The sequence below is a fragment of the Alkalihalobacillus sp. FSL W8-0930 genome (genome assembly GCA_037965595.1).
Taxonomy (GTDB): Bacteria; Bacillota; Bacilli; order Bacillales; family Bacillaceae_D; genus Alkalicoccobacillus.
This window is the reverse complement of sequence record CP150183.1, coordinates 14,957-32,754: the sequence shown is the minus strand read 5'-3', so window position 1 is coordinate 32,754 and position 17,798 is coordinate 14,957. Positions and strand designations below refer to the sequence as shown.

At 41.2% G+C, this 17,798-nt stretch carries 14 protein-coding genes, 1 rRNA gene and 1 other annotated feature; of the genes, 5 read left to right on the top strand and 10 right to left on the bottom strand.

Annotated features, from left to right (window positions below; translation table 11 throughout):
• Positions 1 to 185: 185 nt before the first annotated feature.
• Positions 186 to 1,793 (bottom strand): glutathione ABC transporter substrate-binding protein, encoded by a 1,608-nt coding sequence (locus NSQ54_00125; protein ID WYP26587.1) that lies wholly within the window; start codon positions 1,791 to 1,793, stop codon positions 186 to 188.
• 297 nt (positions 1,794 to 2,090) lie between these two features.
• Positions 2,091 to 3,707 (bottom strand): glutathione ABC transporter substrate-binding protein, encoded by a 1,617-nt coding sequence (locus NSQ54_00120; protein WYP26586.1) that lies wholly within the window; start codon positions 3,705 to 3,707, stop codon positions 2,091 to 2,093.
• A gap of 334 nt (positions 3,708 to 4,041) precedes the next feature.
• On the opposite strand from NSQ54_00120, the gene NSQ54_00115 reads away from it, so the two are divergent.
• Genes NSQ54_00115 through NSQ54_00100 form a run of 4 tightly spaced genes read left to right on the top strand, consistent with a single transcriptional unit; the run spans position 4,042 to position 7,932 of the window.
• Positions 4,042 to 4,938: an ABC transporter permease gene (locus tag NSQ54_00115; GenBank protein WYP26585.1), complete on the top strand. Its 897-nt coding sequence runs from the start codon at positions 4,042 to 4,044 to the stop codon at positions 4,936 to 4,938.
• Between the two features lie 17 nt (positions 4,939 to 4,955).
• On the top strand, positions 4,956 to 5,876 hold the full coding sequence (gene nikB, locus NSQ54_00110) for a nickel ABC transporter permease (protein ID WYP26584.1): 921 nt from the start codon (positions 4,956 to 4,958) through the stop codon (positions 5,874 to 5,876).
• Between the two features lie 39 nt (positions 5,877 to 5,915).
• Positions 5,916 to 6,944, top strand: coding sequence for an ABC transporter ATP-binding protein (locus NSQ54_00105; GenBank protein WYP26583.1), 1,029 nt, complete (start codon positions 5,916 to 5,918; stop codon positions 6,942 to 6,944).
• Positions 6,919 to 7,932 (top strand): dipeptide ABC transporter ATP-binding protein, encoded by a 1,014-nt coding sequence (locus NSQ54_00100; GenBank protein WYP26582.1) that lies wholly within the window; start codon positions 6,919 to 6,921, stop codon positions 7,930 to 7,932. The genes NSQ54_00105 and NSQ54_00100 overlap by 26 nt, the downstream gene beginning before the upstream one ends.
• Positions 7,933 to 7,969: 37 nt before the next feature.
• Here NSQ54_00100 and NSQ54_00095 read toward each other — a convergent pair whose 3' ends face one another.
• The 7 genes from NSQ54_00095 to guaB all read right to left on the bottom strand — a co-directional run bounded on the left by NSQ54_00095 (position 7,970) and on the right by guaB (position 16,059).
• A complete protein-coding gene (locus tag NSQ54_00095; protein ID WYP26581.1) occupies positions 7,970 to 9,196 on the bottom strand; it encodes an NRAMP family divalent metal transporter in 1,227 nt (408 codons plus the stop codon).
• 40 nt (positions 9,197 to 9,236) lie between these two features.
• Positions 9,237 to 10,025: a carbon-nitrogen family hydrolase gene (locus NSQ54_00090; protein WYP26580.1), complete on the bottom strand. Its 789-nt coding sequence runs from the start codon at positions 10,023 to 10,025 to the stop codon at positions 9,237 to 9,239.
• A gap of 19 nt (positions 10,026 to 10,044) precedes the next feature.
• The gene (gene serS, locus NSQ54_00085) at positions 10,045 to 11,316 is read right to left on the bottom strand and encodes a serine--tRNA ligase (protein ID WYP26579.1); all 1,272 of its coding nucleotides are present in this window, start codon (positions 11,314 to 11,316) and stop codon (positions 10,045 to 10,047) included.
• 71 nt (positions 11,317 to 11,387) lie between these two features.
• Positions 11,388 to 11,598: a binding site (T-box leader), on the bottom strand.
• Positions 11,599 to 12,189, bottom strand: a complete 591-nt coding sequence (pdxT, locus tag NSQ54_00080) for a pyridoxal 5'-phosphate synthase glutaminase subunit PdxT (GenBank protein ID WYP26578.1) — start codon at positions 12,187 to 12,189, stop codon at positions 11,599 to 11,601.
• A gap of 1 nt (position 12,190) precedes the next feature.
• Positions 12,191 to 13,075, bottom strand: a complete 885-nt coding sequence (gene pdxS / locus NSQ54_00075; protein WYP26577.1) for a pyridoxal 5'-phosphate synthase lyase subunit PdxS — start codon at positions 13,073 to 13,075, stop codon at positions 12,191 to 12,193.
• A gap of 73 nt (positions 13,076 to 13,148) precedes the next feature.
• The gene (locus tag NSQ54_00070; GenBank protein WYP26576.1) at positions 13,149 to 14,483 is read right to left on the bottom strand and encodes a D-alanyl-D-alanine carboxypeptidase family protein; all 1,335 of its coding nucleotides are present in this window, start codon (positions 14,481 to 14,483) and stop codon (positions 13,149 to 13,151) included.
• 118 nt (positions 14,484 to 14,601) lie between these two features.
• Positions 14,602 to 16,059 carry an IMP dehydrogenase gene (guaB, locus tag NSQ54_00065; GenBank protein WYP26575.1) on the bottom strand — a complete coding sequence of 486 codons (1,458 nt, stop codon included), beginning with the start codon at positions 16,057 to 16,059 and terminating at the stop codon, positions 14,602 to 14,604.
• 146 nt (positions 16,060 to 16,205) lie between these two features.
• Between guaB and NSQ54_00060 the strand changes: the two genes are divergently transcribed.
• Positions 16,206 to 17,168 (top strand): YaaC family protein, encoded by a 963-nt coding sequence (locus NSQ54_00060; protein WYP26574.1) that lies wholly within the window; start codon positions 16,206 to 16,208, stop codon positions 17,166 to 17,168.
• 482 nt (positions 17,169 to 17,650) lie between these two features.
• Here NSQ54_00060 and rrf read toward each other — a convergent pair.
• Positions 17,651 to 17,766, bottom strand: a 5S ribosomal RNA gene (gene rrf, locus NSQ54_00055).
• Positions 17,767 to 17,798 lie beyond the last annotated feature (32 nt).

The window sequence follows — 17,798 nt, the reverse complement described above, 5'->3', positions numbered from 1 at the left end:
ACTCTTGATAGTATTTAAAAGATTCAAACATCTATTATCGAACTAATATAGCTTATATTCAGACAATTTACGACTGTTTTTTCACCTTTTCTCACAAAACATGACTTTTTACTTATTTAATCGACATATTTTTCAAATAAAAAAGTAGACCCTCGGCGAGAGGGTCTACTTTCAATTAGTACGTATTATTCAACGTAAACGTCTTTCAACCAGAAGTCTCCAGTTGGGTGACGGTAGAAACCATGAACAGTATTAGCAACCGCATTTAGCTCAACCTTATGGTGAGTGTATAAAAGTGGTGCTTCTTCAATTAGGATTTCTTGGACTTGGCTATAAAGCTCGTTACGTTTTGTTGTGTCTAACTCGTTTTTCGCTTCATCAAGCAATGCATCTACTTCTTCGTTCTCGTAGAAAGAACGGTTACCAGCATTACCTTTGTTTTTAGAGTGGAATAATGGCTCAAGTGCATAATCTGCATCTCCAGTAGCCGAGCTCCATCCAAGAACAAACATGTCTGTGTCACCTTGAGCTGTTTGCTCTAGGTAAGCACCCCACTCAACGATATCAATATTCACATTTAGTCCTACTTTTTCAAGTTCAGCTTGAACAAATGTAGCTAAATCTTGACGCTCTGTTGTATCGTTTGTAGAAATTGTGATTTCAAAACCATCTTCAATTCCAGCTTCTTCAAGCAATTTCTTTGCTTCTTCTGGATTGTATTCAATTGGCTCAATGCTGTCATCGTATCCGATAACTCCTGGAGCAATTGGACCTTTTGCAGGTGTACCATAACCATTGTATAGGTTGTTTACTACATCTTCGTTATTAATTGCCATAGAGATTGCACGACGAACGCGCACATCATCAAATGGTTCTCTCTCTGTGTTGAAACCAATATATGAAACGTTTAAGCTGTCTGATTGAACAATATCCATTACATCCGAGTTTTCTACACGGTTAACATCACTTGGTGCAGTTGGCTCAGAAATATGAGCACTTCCTGTTTCAATGTTAGCTAAACGAGTGTTATCCTCTGAAACAACTTGGAATGTTACAGAATCAAGCTTCGCTTCCCCGTCCCAGTAATCTTCATTTTTCACAAGACGAACAAAGTTTCCAGAAGCCCATTCATCAAGCTTAAAGATACCTGTTCCCACTGGGTTTGTTCCAATAACAGAACCAGACGTTTCTCCGTTTTCCATTGCAGCATAATCTTCCTCAATGGATGCAGGGCTAATCATGCTACCTCCATTATGAGCAAAGCTGAAAATCAATGAAGCAGAAGGTTCTTCTGTAATAAATTGAATCGTATAGTCGTCTACAACATTAATTTCTGAAACATCCGCGAATAAAAATGCACGCTGTGATGCAATTTCTTCGTCCGTAATACGTTCAATATTTGCTTTTACAGCTTCAGCATTAAATGCTTCGCCATCTGTAAATGTAACGCCTTCACGTAGCTTGAATTCAAGTGTGTTCTCATCTACTTGCTTCCAGTCTTCAGCAAGACCGTTTTGAATATCCATTTCCTCATCAAAGAAAACAAGTTTTTCGTAAATATTTGATTGAACATTACCAGAAGGTACGTCATTCACACCGTGTGGATCAAGTGAAACAAGTTCAGACTTCGTATCAATGACTAAATCGCCACCAGTACCTTCTTCATTTCCAGCAGCTGCATCATCATCGCTTGAACCTGAGTTTGCATCTGGCTCACTAGCACATGCTGCTAAACCAAAGCTTACTAAAAGAATAAGCATCCACATTGATAGATGTTTTTTCCCTAACTTCATTGTATTTCCCCCTTAAACATTATATTGATGTATTAATCTTTATACACTATACATGATTTTAAATAGTTGGACAATAATTTTAGTTTACTTTTTATTTTTGCACATGTTTGTATTATCTGATTTATCAAACACCATCAAGGGTTAGGACCCTATTTTAAGAAAACGTATTCAGTATTTTTTATATTATCAGACAATAACAATATAAGGGATTAAGGTCGCTTTTAACTATTATTTGCTTGCACCAAAAAAGCGGGTGTCCATATTGAATGGACACCCGCTCTCATTTTCTATCCTTATTTAGTTCAGTGTAACATCCTGAAGCATTAGTCTTCTTGTTGGATGCTGCCACAGTCCTTCTACACTATCACTTACGCCAAGTAGATAGTCTTCATGGAAAAGTGGATACACAATTGCTTCATTAGCAATGATGTTTTGAGCTTCTTCATATTGACCTAAACGTGCTTCCTGATCTTCGTTTTGACGAGCAGACATCAGCAGCTCATTAAGCTCTGCATTATCTGTAAATGTACGGTTACCCGCAGAACCAAATTGAGATTCATGGAATAGTGGGAAGAGACCGTAATCTCCATCACCTGTTACTGTTGACCAGCTCAGTACAAACATTTCTTGTTCGCCATTAGCTGTTGACTCTAGGAATGATGCCCATTCCTCCATTTCAATACTTACATTAACACCAATTTCAGTTAGTGCTTGTTGAACATTTTCTGCGATGTTCTGACGCTCACGGTGATCACTTGTGTTAAATGTAATGGAAAGTTCTCCTTCACCGTAACCAGCTTCCTCTAAAAGAGCCTTCGCTTCTTCAGGATCATATTCAATTACATCAATGTCTTCACTATAACCATATACTTTTGGAGCAAGCGGACTCTTTGCTTCCAGTCCGTGTCCATCGTAGATTCCTTGAATAATACTATCCTTATTAATAGCCATTGATAATGCTTTACGTACGTTTGGATCATCAAATGGTTCCTTCTGAGAGTTAAATCCGATATACATCATGGCTACACTCTCAGTAGAGTCTACATGCATTCCATCTGTTGCTTCAATTTGTGAGACATCACTTGGGCTTAGTGGATCAGCAATGTGAGCTGCTCCTGTATTTAGATCAGCAATTCGCGTTCCATCCTCAGGTACGACTCGGAATGTAACTGAGTCAACTTTTGCAGGATCTCCCCAATAGTTTTCGTTTTTCGTTAATTTGATTTCATTACCTGGAGCCCAGCTTTCAAACTCAAAGTAACCTGTTCCAGTCGGCTCATTATTTAATACAGAACCTGGCTCTTCACCATTTTCCATTGCTTCATAGTCTTCAGCAATCTTCTCGGCACTCATCATTCCACCACCCGTATGTGCTAGGTGTGCAGGAAGTGGTGCAAATGGGTACTCAGTGACGATCTGAACTGTGTAATCATCAACAACCTTTACTTCTTCGACCATGTCATAAAGAAAAGCACGCTGTGATGCTACCTCCGGATCAAGAATACGATCCAGGTTTGCTTTTACAACTTCAGCATTAAAATCTGAATCATCGTGGAACTTAATACCTTCACGTAATTTAAATTCCCATGTATTTTCATCTAACTGTTCAAAGCTTTCAGCTAGGCCTTCTTTAAGGTTAAGATCTTTGTCGTGGTAAACAAGAGTTTCATAAATATTTGAAGCCACGTTACTTGAATATGTATCGTTTGATTTGTGAAGGTCTAGTGAAACAGCATCAGATGCTAGAGAAATAATAAGATCCCCGCCGCCTTCTGATCCTTCATTCTCTGACGTTCCTTCTCCGTCTCCAGTAGATTCCCCTTCATTACCAGTTGGCTCGCTTGCACATGCAGCCATAAAAACAGAAAGCGCCAGTAACAAACTAAAGAAAGTTCTCTTTTTTAAATTTTCCAAGTTTTTTTACCCCTCTCACTTTTGTGTTTATTCAGAAAATTTCTTAATCACTATACCTTAAAACTACTTATCTATTCAATACTTTTCTTGACAATGCTTCCAATCAGGACTTTGTGCCTACAATATCTCGTTAGTACTGACACATCAGCGCTCATGTGTAATCGCGGACGACAGAATCTGGCATTTTAGTCGAAATAATTTGTAAGATTATTTTTCATTAATAGTTTTTTTGTTTTTTTATGGGCTGATCATGGTATAATCTATCAACGTGAGTACAGGCTGGATAAGGCTTACACGTTACTATGATTCTCCTAAAGAAAGGAAGTTAGAAGCTATGCAAGAACAACAACCACCCAATCAATATGCGCCGGCTCCTGTCGAAAACCCTCGGGTTAAAAGCATGAAGAGCTTTTTTAAGCGTTTAGCTCGTAATAAACCGGCTATGGTTGGAGCTTTCTTAATTGTCTTTTTAATGATCGTAGCATTGATTGGTCCATACTTTACAACGCTTGAACCAAATGCTCAAGATTACTCTGTAAAATTAGAAGGACCCTCTGCTGACCATTGGTTAGGCACTGACCACCATGGTCGAGATATCTTTACACGTATTATCCACGGAATGAGCTTAACCTTCTATGTAGGGTTCTCATCTGTCGCACTTGGTTCCATTGTCGGAACAATCTTTGGTGTAATTTCAGGTTATTATGGCGGACGACTCGATACCCTTATTATGCGTATCACCGATGTTCTGCTTGCATTCCCAGGAATCCTACTTGCTCTTGCGATTGTATCTGTGCTCGGACCTTCCATGAATAATGTAATCATTGCGGTTGCGTTGTTCTCTGTACCAGTATTCGCTAGGATTGCCCGTGGCTCTGCCTTAACTGTTCGTAAGCTTGAATATGTTGATGCCGTAAAAGCCTTAGGTGCCAGTGATTTCCGAATTATCTTTAAACATATTTTACCGAATATCACATCACCACTGATTGTACAAGCAACATTAAGTATTGCCACAGCCATTCTAACAGCTGCTGGACTTTCATTCCTTGGACTGGGTGCTCAGCCTCCAACTCCTGAATGGGGAGCCATGCTTGCAGATGGTCGAAACTACATGTACGATGCTGGCCACGTAGCGCTCTTCCCTGGACTTGCCATTGTTCTTGTTGTTTTAGCATTTAATATATTTGGTGATGGATTACGTGACGCGCTTGATCCAAAGCTTAGAGATTAGAAAGGAGAGCCGATTACATGTTAACCTTCATCATCAGACGTCTCATTCAAACGATTCCTGTTTTACTTGGCGTAACGATTATTACATTCAGCTTAATTCATCTAATCCCTGGTGACCCTGCGCAAATCCTTGCCGGAGAAGCAGCATCGGGAGACCAAGTGGAACAGATGAGAGAACGCTTAGGTTTAAATGAATCATTGCCTACACAATATTTTAATTATTTAAAAGATGTTGTCACTCTTGATTTTGGTACATCCATTCGTAACGGAAGACCCGTTGGCGATGAGATTGGTGCCAGGTTTTGGGTAACCGTAGAGCTTGCTTTATATAGTACAATTTTTAGTATCATCTTAGGTATGATTGCTGGAATCATCTCTGCTACAAAGCGTTACAGCTTCGCAGATACAGGAATTATGATCATTGCTTTATTTGGTCTGTCTATGCCTAACTTCTGGATGGGTCTTATGCTCATTCAATACTTCTCTATTAACCTAGGATGGTTCGCATCTTCTGGTTGGGGAACATGGCAACAAATTGTTCTTCCAGTAGTCACACTTGGAACAACCGGTGCTGCAATCATAGCCCGTATGACACGTTCCAGTATGCTTGAAGTCATTGGTCAGGATTACATACGTACGGCCCGTGCTAAAGGGGTTAAAGAACGTTATGTCATTTATCAACATGCACTTAAAAATGCAATGATTCCTGTTGTTACAGTAGTTGGACTTCAGTTCGGTTCACTACTTGGAGGAACGGTACTTGCTGAGTCGGTTTTCGCAATTAACGGAATGGGTCGTTTAATTATTGATTCGATTCGTGCACGTGACTTCCCTATTGTTCAAGGAACCGTTCTTGTTGTTTCTCTATTATTTGTCCTTGTAAACTTAGTTGTTGATATAGCATACAAACTGTTAAACAAACGAGTCGACGTCGACTGATCGTATTAATTACTCTTAATGAAAGGTGTGTGAATTCTCATGGGTAATGAATCTATAATTAAAATCCGTGATCTTCGCACCTCGTTTTTCACTCAAGGTATGGAGGTTCGTGCTGTTGATGGTGTGACCTTTGACGTACCAAAAGGCAAAACCCTTGGTATTGTTGGTGAATCTGGCTCTGGTAAAAGTATCTCAGCTATGTCGATTCTACGATTAATTCAAAAACCAGGGAAAATTGTTGGTGGGGAAATTGAGTTTAAAGGCGAGGATTTAACAAGCAAAAGTGAAAGTGCGATGCGTAAAATTCGTGGAAATGAAATCTCGATGATTTTCCAAGAACCAATGACATCACTTAATCCCGTTTATACGGTAGGGCAACAAATTGGGGAGTCTTTCCGTATTCATGAAAAGCTAGGTAAAAAAGAAGCAATCAAGAAATCAATTGAAATGTTAAAGCTGGTTGGTATTCCATCTCCAGAAAAACGTGTTCATCAATATCCATTTGAATTATCAGGTGGAATGCGTCAGCGTGTGATGATCGCGATGGCTCTTGCCTGTAATCCTGATCTTTTAATTGCTGATGAGCCTACTACAGCACTTGATGTAACGATTCAAGCTCAAATTCTTGAATTAATGAAAGACTTACAAAATCGTCTTGGTATGTCTATCATCATGATCACACATGATCTTGGTGTCGTAGCAGAAACCTGTGATTATGTAGCCGTTATGTACTGCGGTAAGGTTGTTGAATATGCAAGCGTAGAGGAGCTTTTTGCGAATCCACGTCATCCATATACTGTTGGATTACTTGAATCCCTTCCTCGTCACGACGTTGATGTAGAAGGTGAAGATCTTTCCGTTATTAAAGGATCTGTTCCAAGTCCGGCTAACATGCCAACTGGTTGTCGTTTTGCACCACGTTGCCCACATGCAAGTGAGATCTGCAACACGTTACCAGACTTAGAAGTAGATGAAAACGGAAATCAAATACGCTGCTGGATCTACTCTGATAAGTGGGACGGCGATCCGGAGGTGAAGGTTCATGGCACAAGAACTACTCAAGGTTAATGATCTTAAGCAGCACTTCCCGATCAAGGGAGGAATGCTTGGTCGTACAGTTAACCATGTTAAAGCAGTAGATGGTGTTTCCTTTGCAATTAAGGAAGGAGAAACCGTTAGTATTGTTGGTGAGTCTGGTTGTGGTAAATCGACCACGGGTCGTGCTATCCTACGTCTGGATGAACCAACAAGTGGAGAAATTGAATTCCAAGGGAAAGACCTTCTTTCCATTAGTAAGTCTGAGATGCGTAAAATGCGTAAAGATCTACAGATCATTTTCCAAGATCCGTATGCATCGATTAACCCGCGTCAAACAGTCAGACAAATACTTGAAGAAGCGATGGAAATTCAAAATGCCGTTCCTAAGAAAGAACGCGAGAACCGTATTAAAGAATTAATGGATACAGTAGGTCTTGGGCCACACCAAATTGACCGCTATCCGCATGAGTTTAGTGGTGGACAAAGACAGCGTATCGGTATTGCCCGCGCGTTATCTGTAGATCCAAAGCTCATCGTTTGTGATGAAGCCGTATCTGCATTGGATGTATCCATTCAAGCACAGGTAATTAACTTGTTGAAAAAGCTTCAGCGCGAGCTAAAGCTAACGTATCTTTTCATTTCGCATGATCTAGGTGTGGTACGCCACATTTCAGATCGCGTCATCGTTATGTATCTTGGACGTATTGTAGAGATTGGTGATAAGAAGTCTGTATTCGATCAATCACAGCACCCTTACACAAAAGCCTTACTATCTGCCATTCCTGTTCCAGATCCAACAAACAAACCAAATCGTATTATCCTAAAAGGGGATGTACCTTCACCGATCGATCCACCTGCAGGCTGCCGTTTCCACACTCGTTGCCCGTTTGCAACAGACAAGTGTCGTACAGAAACGCCTGAATTGCGCACAACAGATTACCTTAAAGATGGTCATATGGCTGCGTGTCACTACATGGAAGAGATCGAACAAGGAAAACGTAAGCCCGCTTACACATAATAAAAAGGATGCCGCAATGGCATCCTTTTTATTGATATCAACCTGTCCATAAATCAAGTAGTGCACCAAATGAGATGTACCCTGCACCTATTGTTACGATGATGGCAATGATACCAAACACAATCAACCAACTTGGATGGCGATAATCGCCTACAATTGATTTTTTACGAGAAGCGATTAAGATCGTTGTTAAGACAACAGGTAAGATCAGTGCATTGAGAGCACCTGCAATGACTAACAAAGCGACCGGACGTCCAATGAAAACAAAGATGACTGTAGATATCGCAATAAAGACGGCAATGATCATACTGTTATACTTCTCGAAAAATGGATGGAAGGATCGTAGAAAGGAAATGCTTGTATACGCACAGCCGATAACAGAACTGATGGCTGCAGCGAATAGCACAATCCCGAACATCTTATATCCAATATCTCCAAGAGCTACTTGGAACACCGTTGCAGCAGGGTTACCCTCGTCTAGCGTATACCCAAGCGTCACTACACCTAGAACAGCTAGAAAAAGAAAGACCCTCATCAATCCGGTTGTTAAGATGCCATAGTTTGCTGCACGGCTAACAAAACCTACGTTCTCCTGACCAACAACCCCTGCATCAATCAATCGGTGCCCCCCGGCAAATGAGATGTATCCTCCCACCGTTCCACCAACTAGCGTTACAATAGGGAGTAAGAGCGCGTTAAAGTTATCCGGTAAAACGGCCTTTACTAGCACTTCTTGCAGCGGCGGGCTTGTACTAAACATCACATATCCAACCATAACAATCATAATGATTCCAAGAACCTGCATCACCCAGTCCACAACACGCATGGCATTTCGAACTAGAAAAATAATAATTGCGAGCACCGCAGTGATGATGGCACCTACCTCAACAGGTAAGCCGAAAAGAACATTAATTCCTAGACCCGCTCCAGCAACGTTTCCGATGTTAAAGGCAAATCCACCAAATACCATAAGAATGGCTACAAAGATACCGAGACCAGGTAACACCTTGCCTGCGATTTCCTGACCTCGTAAGCCAGATACTGATATGACCCGCCAAATGTTAAGCTGCGCACCAATATCGATGATAATAGAAGCAACAATAGCAAATGCAAAGCTCGCCATAAATTGTTGCGTAAACAAGGATGTTTGCGTCAAAAAGGCTGGTCCAATAGAGGAGGTAGCCATTAAAAAGATCGCACCTCGTAAAAACTTCTTGCGCTCACGTTCACTCATGGGTGTCTGAGGCAGCGATTGGTTTGACATACTTAATCCCTCTTTTCAATAAACTACTTACATATATGTTTTAGTAAAGATCTGACCTTCGACTCGAAAAGACGGGAACATCTTCTCTTACCTTTGGAACCTGATTAAGTTCTAAAGAAATAAGAAGGGTTTCTTCTTTATCTTTACCAGCCTGTGCTAGAATATTTCCCCATGGATCAATCACCATAGAGGAACCTGCAAATTCAACTCCATCATGTGTTCCAATTACATTACTTGAAACAACGTAGCATTGGTTCTCAATTGCCCTTGCTACTTGTAGTGCTTGCCAATGTGTCGTTCTCGCCTCAGGCCATTCTGCAACAATATGCAGGACCTGTGCGCCTTCTAACGCCAGAGACCTGGCTAACTCCGGAAAACGCAGGTCGTAACAAATCATTACCCCCATTTTAACGCCATCAAGCTCAAACACATGGCCAAGCGTTCCGCCTTCTGTCAGGTAAGCCGGCTCATTTAACATAGGAACTAGATGAGCCTTATCGTATTCATAAACAAGTTCACCCTTTTTATTTACAACAAGGGCTGTATTGTAGATACCACCATCTCTTTGATTAGCGACAGACCCACCGATTACATGAACATCGTATCGTTTTGCCAGACGCTGCAAAAAAGGAAGAGTGGTTTCAAGATGATGCTCTGCAAGCTTCGGCAAATCAGGTAATGTATAAGCAGTCGTCCACATTTCAGGGAGTACCAGAATGTCTGGCTTCTCTTCTGCATTCATGACTGTATGCATCCATTGTTCGATCAACTTATAATTAGACTGCGGGTTACCAGGTACAAGGGCAGTCTGACAAATCGCATATCTCATCTTAAAACCATCCCTTCAATTAGATTATTGTTTTTCCACCCATGTAAGGCTGTAACACTTCCGGGATTGCAATCGTGCCGTCCTCTTGCTGATAATTTTCAAGGATGGCAGCCACTGTACGTCCAACTGCAAGACCAGAACCGTTTAATGTATGAACGTGCTCTGCTTTCCCTTTAGCCTCACGTCTGAAGCGAATATTTGCACGACGTGCCTGGAAGCCTTCCACATTACTACAAGAAGAGATTTCACGATACTCACCGTAGCTCGGTAGCCATACTTCAAGATCGTATGTTTTTGCAGCTGTGAAGCCCATATCTCCTGTACATAGCGTTAATACACGGTATGGAAGATCAAGAAGCTGAAGCACCCTCTCTGCATTCTCCGTCATTTTTTCAAGCTCAGCATAAGAGTCCTCTGGTTTACAGAAGTGAAGCATTTCAACCTTATTGAATTGGTGCTGACGAATAAGTCCACGTGTATCACGTCCTGCAGATCCTGCTTCTGAGCGGAAGCATGCACTGTATGCAGCATAACGAAGGGGCAACGTATCCCCTGCAATGATCTCATCACGGTATAAGTTTGTTACCGGGACCTCTGCAGTTGGAATTAAGAAGTAATCCTCTTCACGAATTTTAAATGCATCCTCTTCAAACTTAGGAAGCTGCCCTGTTGCAAACATGCTATCACGATTCACCATGTAAGGAGGAAGAATTTCTTCATAGCCGTGCTCATCTGCATGAAGATCCATCATAAAATTAATTAATGCACGTTCAAGTCGAGCGCCCATTCCACGATAATAAACAAAACGGCTTCCAGTTACCTTTGCTGCACGCTCAAAATCAACGATACCAAGGTCTGTTGCCAGATCCCAGTGCGGTTTCGGATCAAATGTAAACTCGCGAATGTCGCCCCATCTTTTTAACTCCTCGTTCTCTTCCTCTGTGGCACCAACCGGCACACTTTCGTGAGGCAGGTTTGGCAACGTAGATAGAATTTCATCTAATTGCTCATCTACTTGGAAAAGCTTTTCATCAAGTGCCTTAATGTTATCAGATACTTGTTTCATTTCTTGAATCAGCGCATCTGCATCGCCCTTCTCACGTTTAATTTTTGCTACCTCTTGTGATACCTGGTTACGACGGCTTTTTAGTTCTTCTGTCTCAACAATTAGCGCACGACGCTCGCTGTCCAATGTTTCAAATTGATTTAGTCCTTCGTGCTCACCACCACGTGTAGCTAGTCTTTCCTTTACTGTATCAAGTTCTTTTCGTAATTGCTTAACATCTAACATGTTATATCCTCCTTTTATTCAATACATCGACTGAAATAAAAAAACTCTCGGCCCCTCCATACATAGTGTATAGAAGGGACGAGAGAACCCGCGTTGCCACCCTTATAGCTCCATAGTGCGGAACCACTCAAGGCCTGTAACGTAGGCAAAACGGAATGGTTTACTATGATTCCACCATTCACTCAAGGGGGGATTCAAGTACGGGTTGTTCCGGTTTTCACCAACCACCGGCTCTCTGCTTACAAACCACACCACTTTACTAGTCCCTATCATCACGTTTTCTTATCTCACTCTATTTTGAGTTGCTTCTTTTACCATTGTAACAAAAAAACGATGCAAACGGAAATCATCTGTTAATTCAGGATGAAAGGAACAGGTTAAATAATGTCCTTCTTTCGCCGCAACGATTTCTCCATTATATGTGGAGAGGATCTCAACTTGTTCTCCAACCTCTTCAATTAATGGAGCCCGAATGAATACAGCTCGTAGATCCTCGGCCACACCTTTTACATCAAGCGTTGTTTCAAAGCTTTCCCTTTGGCGACCAAATGCATTCCTCTGAACCTTTATGTCCATGAAACCAAGATGAGCAGAATCTTCTCCACTAATCTCATTTGCCATTAAAATAAGACCTGCGCACGTACCAAATAACGGCTTCCCGTTTTGACCAAAAGCTCTTAATGGTTCAAAAAAATCATATTGGTTTATTAGACGCCGCATCGTTGTGCTCTCTCCACCAGGAAAAACGAGACCGTCCACTTCGTCTAACTGCGTTGCCTTTTTTATGATAATGACTTCTGTATCCTCTGCCTCGAGGCTGCGCACGTGCTCCCGCACAGCCCCTTGCAAAGCAAGCACACCAATCTTAACCATCTTACCAGCCGCGCTCCTGCATACGGTCACTAGGAGCAAGCGTGGAAATCTCCAAACCAGGCATTGCAGATCCAAGTCCTTTAGAGACTTTAGCAATCAACTCATAATCTGTATAATGAGTCGTCGCTTCAACAATCGCTCGAGCGAATTTCTCAGGACTATCTGATTTGAAGACACCAGATCCTACAAAGACACCATCAGCGCCAAGCTGCATCATAAGAGCGGCATCAGCAGGAGTGGCCACGCCACCGGCTGCAAAGTTCACAACAGGAAGCTTTCCAGTTTCTTTAATCTCTAAAAGTAACTCATAAGAAGCACCTAAGTTCTTAGCTTCAGTCATTAACTCGTCAGTAGACATGTTAGCAACCTTTTTAATTTGTGCCTGCATCATGCGCATATGACGAACAGCTTCCACAATGTTTCCTGTACCGGGCTCACCCTTTGTACGAATCATTGATGCGCCTTCCCCAATGCGGCGAGCAGCTTCACCTAAATCACGCGCTCCACAAACAAATGGAACGGTGTAATCACGTTTATAGAGATGATAGACTTCATCAGCAGGTGTTAATACTTCACTCTCGTCTATGTAGTCAACTCCCATGGATTCAAGCACACGGGCTTCTACAATATGACCGATACGTGCTTTTGCCATAACTGGAATCGAAACAGCATTCATAACATCCTCTACAATTTGTAGATCTGCCATTCTTGCTACTCCTCCGGCTGCCCGTATATCAGAAGGAACACGCTCAAGTGCCATAACAGCAACCGCTCCAGCCGCTTCCGCAATCTTTGCTTGTTCGGCGTTAACCACATCCATGATTACTCCGCCTTTTTGCATCTCAGCCATACCACGTTTCACTAGATCTGTACCTGTTTGACTCATCTTAACATCCCCCACAAATTAAATTTTCTTCAATCATGTGTTGTCTATATTTATTGAATCACTAATTCTAGTATTAAAACCAACCTGTGACTGTATCAGAAACAGATGTCCAGATTCCTGAGAAAAAGCTGCCAATCCCTCTCATGCTCATTGTAAACCAACTAGCTTTTTCAACAGCTTGATCAGCAACTAAAGGAGTAGAAGAAGACTGATTATCATAAAGATATTGGACATCTTCCTCGCCTTCATATGCTAGCTGAACTTGTCCAACTTCCTGACCTTCTTCAAGTGGAGCGACAAACTCTCCATCTTCATTTAATAGCTCTGAAGATAACGTAACCTCTGGAACATATAACTCTTCTTCGTCATTTTTAATCACTGCACGAAGCGAACTAGATGTTGAGATCGATACTTCGTTCTCTTTACCACCAGTTACTGGAATCACATCTTCCCCGTCCGGCTTGTACCCTTCTGGTAAGAGTTCAGCCTCTTGGAAGTTATTAAATCCATAATCAAGTAGCTTTTCCGTTTCATTAAAACGATCATCACGTGTAACGGCTCCCATTACAACTGTAATTAGACGCATATCATCACGTAATGCCGTTCCAGTAAAAGAATTACCTGCAGCGGATGTAAATCCTGTTTTAAGACCGTCTGCCCCTTCGTACTCATGAGCTGGGTTTACACCTGGAATCATCCAGTTCCAGTTTTCCATTTGAATGGTTTCATCTTCCCCAGCTTGGAACTCTAGCTCAGGGATGCTGGCTGTATCTAAAACCTCTGGATAATCATTAATTAAGTGGAAAGCAAGCTGAGCAACAGATTTTGCAGACAATTCATTTTCAGCATTTGCATCTGTTCCCTCAGGGTGACTTCCAGCTAGATCGCTGTTATTTAAGCCACTTGAATTAACAAAATTATAGCTTTCAAGTCCAAGCTCTCCAGCTTTATCATTCATTAGCTGTACAAAGTCAGCTTCACTACCAGCAACATGCTCTGCTAAAGCAATCGTAGAAGCATTAGCTGAATAAATAGCCATAGATTGATATAGATTTTTTACTGTGTAAGAATAATCTTGTCTTAAAGGAACATTCGATAACTCGGTTTGTAGAGATAACGTACGCACTGGATCACTTATACTTACTTCATCATCCCAGCTAATTTTCCCTTGGTCAATTGCTTCAAGAATTAAGTACTCACTCATCATTTTAGTCATACTTGCAATAGGTAGTTGATCATCTATATTATCTGCGAATAAAATTTTTCCTGAATCGGCATCTACTAAAATAGATGCTGATGCTTCAATATCAACAGCTGCATCTGCTTGCTGAGGATTTAATCCAATTGTTAATGCCAGCGATGCTGCCATCATTCCAAGTATTACTTTTTGTTTTGCTGGCTTACTCAAAACCTTCCACCTCCGCTATTTTTAACACAGAGGTAATTTTATCATATGCCTGTATAAAAAAATAGATAGAGTTAGACTCTATCTATTTGAAATACATTACAATTTAGCGTCAATGAAGTTAGACTGAATAGTTTGGTGCTTCTTTCGTGATATGAACATCATGCGGATGACTCTCTCTTAAGCCTGCACCACTAATTTTAATAAATTCTCCTGTTTCACGAAGATCTGAGATCGTTGGTGTACCAGTGTATCCCATACCTGCACGAATTCCACCTACTAGTTGGTGAATTGTATCGCTAAGAGGTCCTTTGTAAGGTGTTCTACCTTCAATACCTTCTGGAACAAGCTTTTGATTATTTTCCTGGAAATAACGATCCTTACTTCCTTTTTCCATCGCACCAAGTGATCCCATGCCACGGTATACTTTAAACTGACGACCTTGGTAAATTTCACGTTCACCAGGACTTTCAGAAGTACCAGCAAGTAAGCTTCCTAGCATAACAGCATGTCCACCTGCAGCAAGAGCTTTTACGATATCACCAGAATATTTAATTCCTCCATCAGCGATGATAGGCACACCGTGCTTACGAGCTTCAGTTGCACAATCATAAATAGCTGTAACCTGAGGAACACCGATTCCAGCTACAACACGAGTTGTACAAATGGATCCAGGACCAATTCCTACTTTTACAACATCTACGCCTGCTTTAATCAAGTCACGTGTACCCTCTGCAGTCGCGACGTTTCCTGCAATAATTGTTAGAGAAGGGTATTGGTTACGAATTTGAGCAATGCGGTCTAAGACCCCTTTAGAGTGGCCATGAGCCGTATCAATTACAATAGCGTCTACTCCTGCCTCGACAACTGCTGCAATACGAATTTCTGCATCTGCTGATACGCCGATCGCTGCACCAACAACTAAACGACCTTGAGCATCCTTAGCTGAGTTAGGGAACTCAATAACTTTTTCAATATCTTTAATTGTAATAAGACCTTTTAGAATTCCTTCATCGTCTACAAGTGGAAGCTTCTCAATCTTATACTTTTGGAGAATTTTTTCTGCTTCTTGAAGAGTTGTACCAACAGGAGCTGTTACTAGATCCTCTTTCGTCATAACGTCATCAATTTTAATTGAATAGTCTTCAATAAAACGTAGATCACGGTTTGTTAGAATCCCAACAAGTTTGCGGTTCTCATCCACGATTGGCACACCAGAAATACGGTATTTACCCATTAAGTGCTCAGCATCAAACACTTGACGATCAGGCGTTAAGTAGAATGGATTTGTAATAACTCCACTCTCAGAGCGTTTAACCTTATCAATCTGTTCTGCTTGCTCTTCAATAGACATGTTTTTATGGATAATACCAAGACCACCCTCACGAGCAATTGCGATTGCCATCTGGTATTCCGTTACTGTGTCCATTCCCGCACTAATAATAGGAATATTAAGCTTCAGGTTTTCTGAAAGCTGTGTCTGCACTGACACATCACGCGGCAAGACCTCTGATTTGGCAGGGATCAATAGTACATCATCGAACGTTAAACCTTCTTTTTGAAATTTGTTTTCCCACATGATGTGAATCATCCTCCCACAATAAAATAGTAAAGTACCTCAGAATATTATTAGTAGCGTATCAATTGGGTAAACTACTGTCAAGAAAAGCCGTTAAGTACTACTTTTCTGAATATACTAACGATAATACTGAGAGAGTGATCCCTTTGAGTGACCCCTTCATCCCATTTGAATCTATAAGCTACACTAAGCGTTTTTTGGCTGATTGTTATGAACGTAAATCCTTTCCTAATGCTAAAACAGTTAGCTACCAAACCAGCTATTCATTTATTTACCACCTTCAACAGGGTAAGCTCTATCTGCAGCAAGCTGCACTAGCTCCCATCGAGATTAAACCTATGCTTCTTTTCTATGGTATTGTCCAGATGCTAAAAGCCTGTGTGTTAACCGTTGATCCATTTTATCCGGAAAACTCTACTGTTCTTGCCCATGGTGTCACAGCGCGAAAACGAAAGAAACAAGGGTACAGGTTTTTAGATGACGAGATCAAAGTTCAGAAGAATGGACTCTTTCTTCACTTTCTCGACAAAATGTTTCATGTGAAACAAATGCCAGATGAAAAATTTAAAATGAACTACTTACTTAAACAAGTGGCAGACATGCACCCACTGTACAGTACTATGCATAAACGAGATATAAGTATTGCAGTCTCTCAAAGAACACAATCCTATACAATGTCTGATTCTATTTTGGACGACTTACATATGACGGCTAATCGATTTAGCTTATTTCTAGAACAGTCTCCTCATAGTAGAAACTGGTATCATCGACAAAAAGGTGTGACCTCTTTAAAGCAACACATAACCGTCCCCCTGCACGCTGCACCTTCTCGTTATCAAAGCGCACCCTGGCTATCTACCTGTGAGGGTGAGATTTATCTTTTAAGGAAAAGAGAGGATTACTGCTCTCTACCTGAACTATCCATTCATTATCTTCTCCTTTATAACCTCAGTATGATTTGCCGGTATGAAGCCGAGTGGTGGGGAGAGCTTCATCATACCTTTGAAGGAGACGATCTACCGTTTATTAAACAGTTTCTCGCGACGACAACAAAGAAACTACCTCTTCTTTTCGAGCACTACCTCTTTTCACTAGTTAGGGATGAGTGAAATAGGCTAGGGTGATTTTAGCCTTTAAACCTCTCTATTTACATAATCATGTTTAGGCACCTCATAGTGTTGGATGCTTTTTATTATGAGAGGCCTTCTAATAAGATTGGTTAACTTCTGCGATTGAGGGAGCATTCGTGAAAGAATGACGAAGCTAGATATTGAATGGACTGTCCTTGAGGAAATGTTATTGAGGGTCTTCATCGTAAAATTCTTTTCTTCTTTCTCATACTATGATGTGGTGCTTCTTAGTACAAGAAGCTTCCTTCTTATTAAGATTGATTTAGTTCTTGGTATTGAGGGGTTGCTCTTGATTAAATGTTCTGGGGGCTTGGTTCTTTCTTCATCTTCCTTGGTAAAGGTCCAGAGTTCTTAGTGCTTCTTCTTCTCATCTTGGTTCTTTGGCTATTTCTCTACTCTTCTGTCTTCAATAAAAACCACAAAAAAACCTCTCATCCTAAGATGAAAGGTTTTTACTCAGTGCCCGGCAACGTTCTACTCTCGCAGGGGGAAGCCCCCAACTACCATTGACGCAGAAGAGCTTAACGGCCGTGTTCGGCATGGGAACGGGTGTGACCTCTTCGCTATTGCCACCGGACTCATTGAAAGAATATGATTCCTTCAAAACTA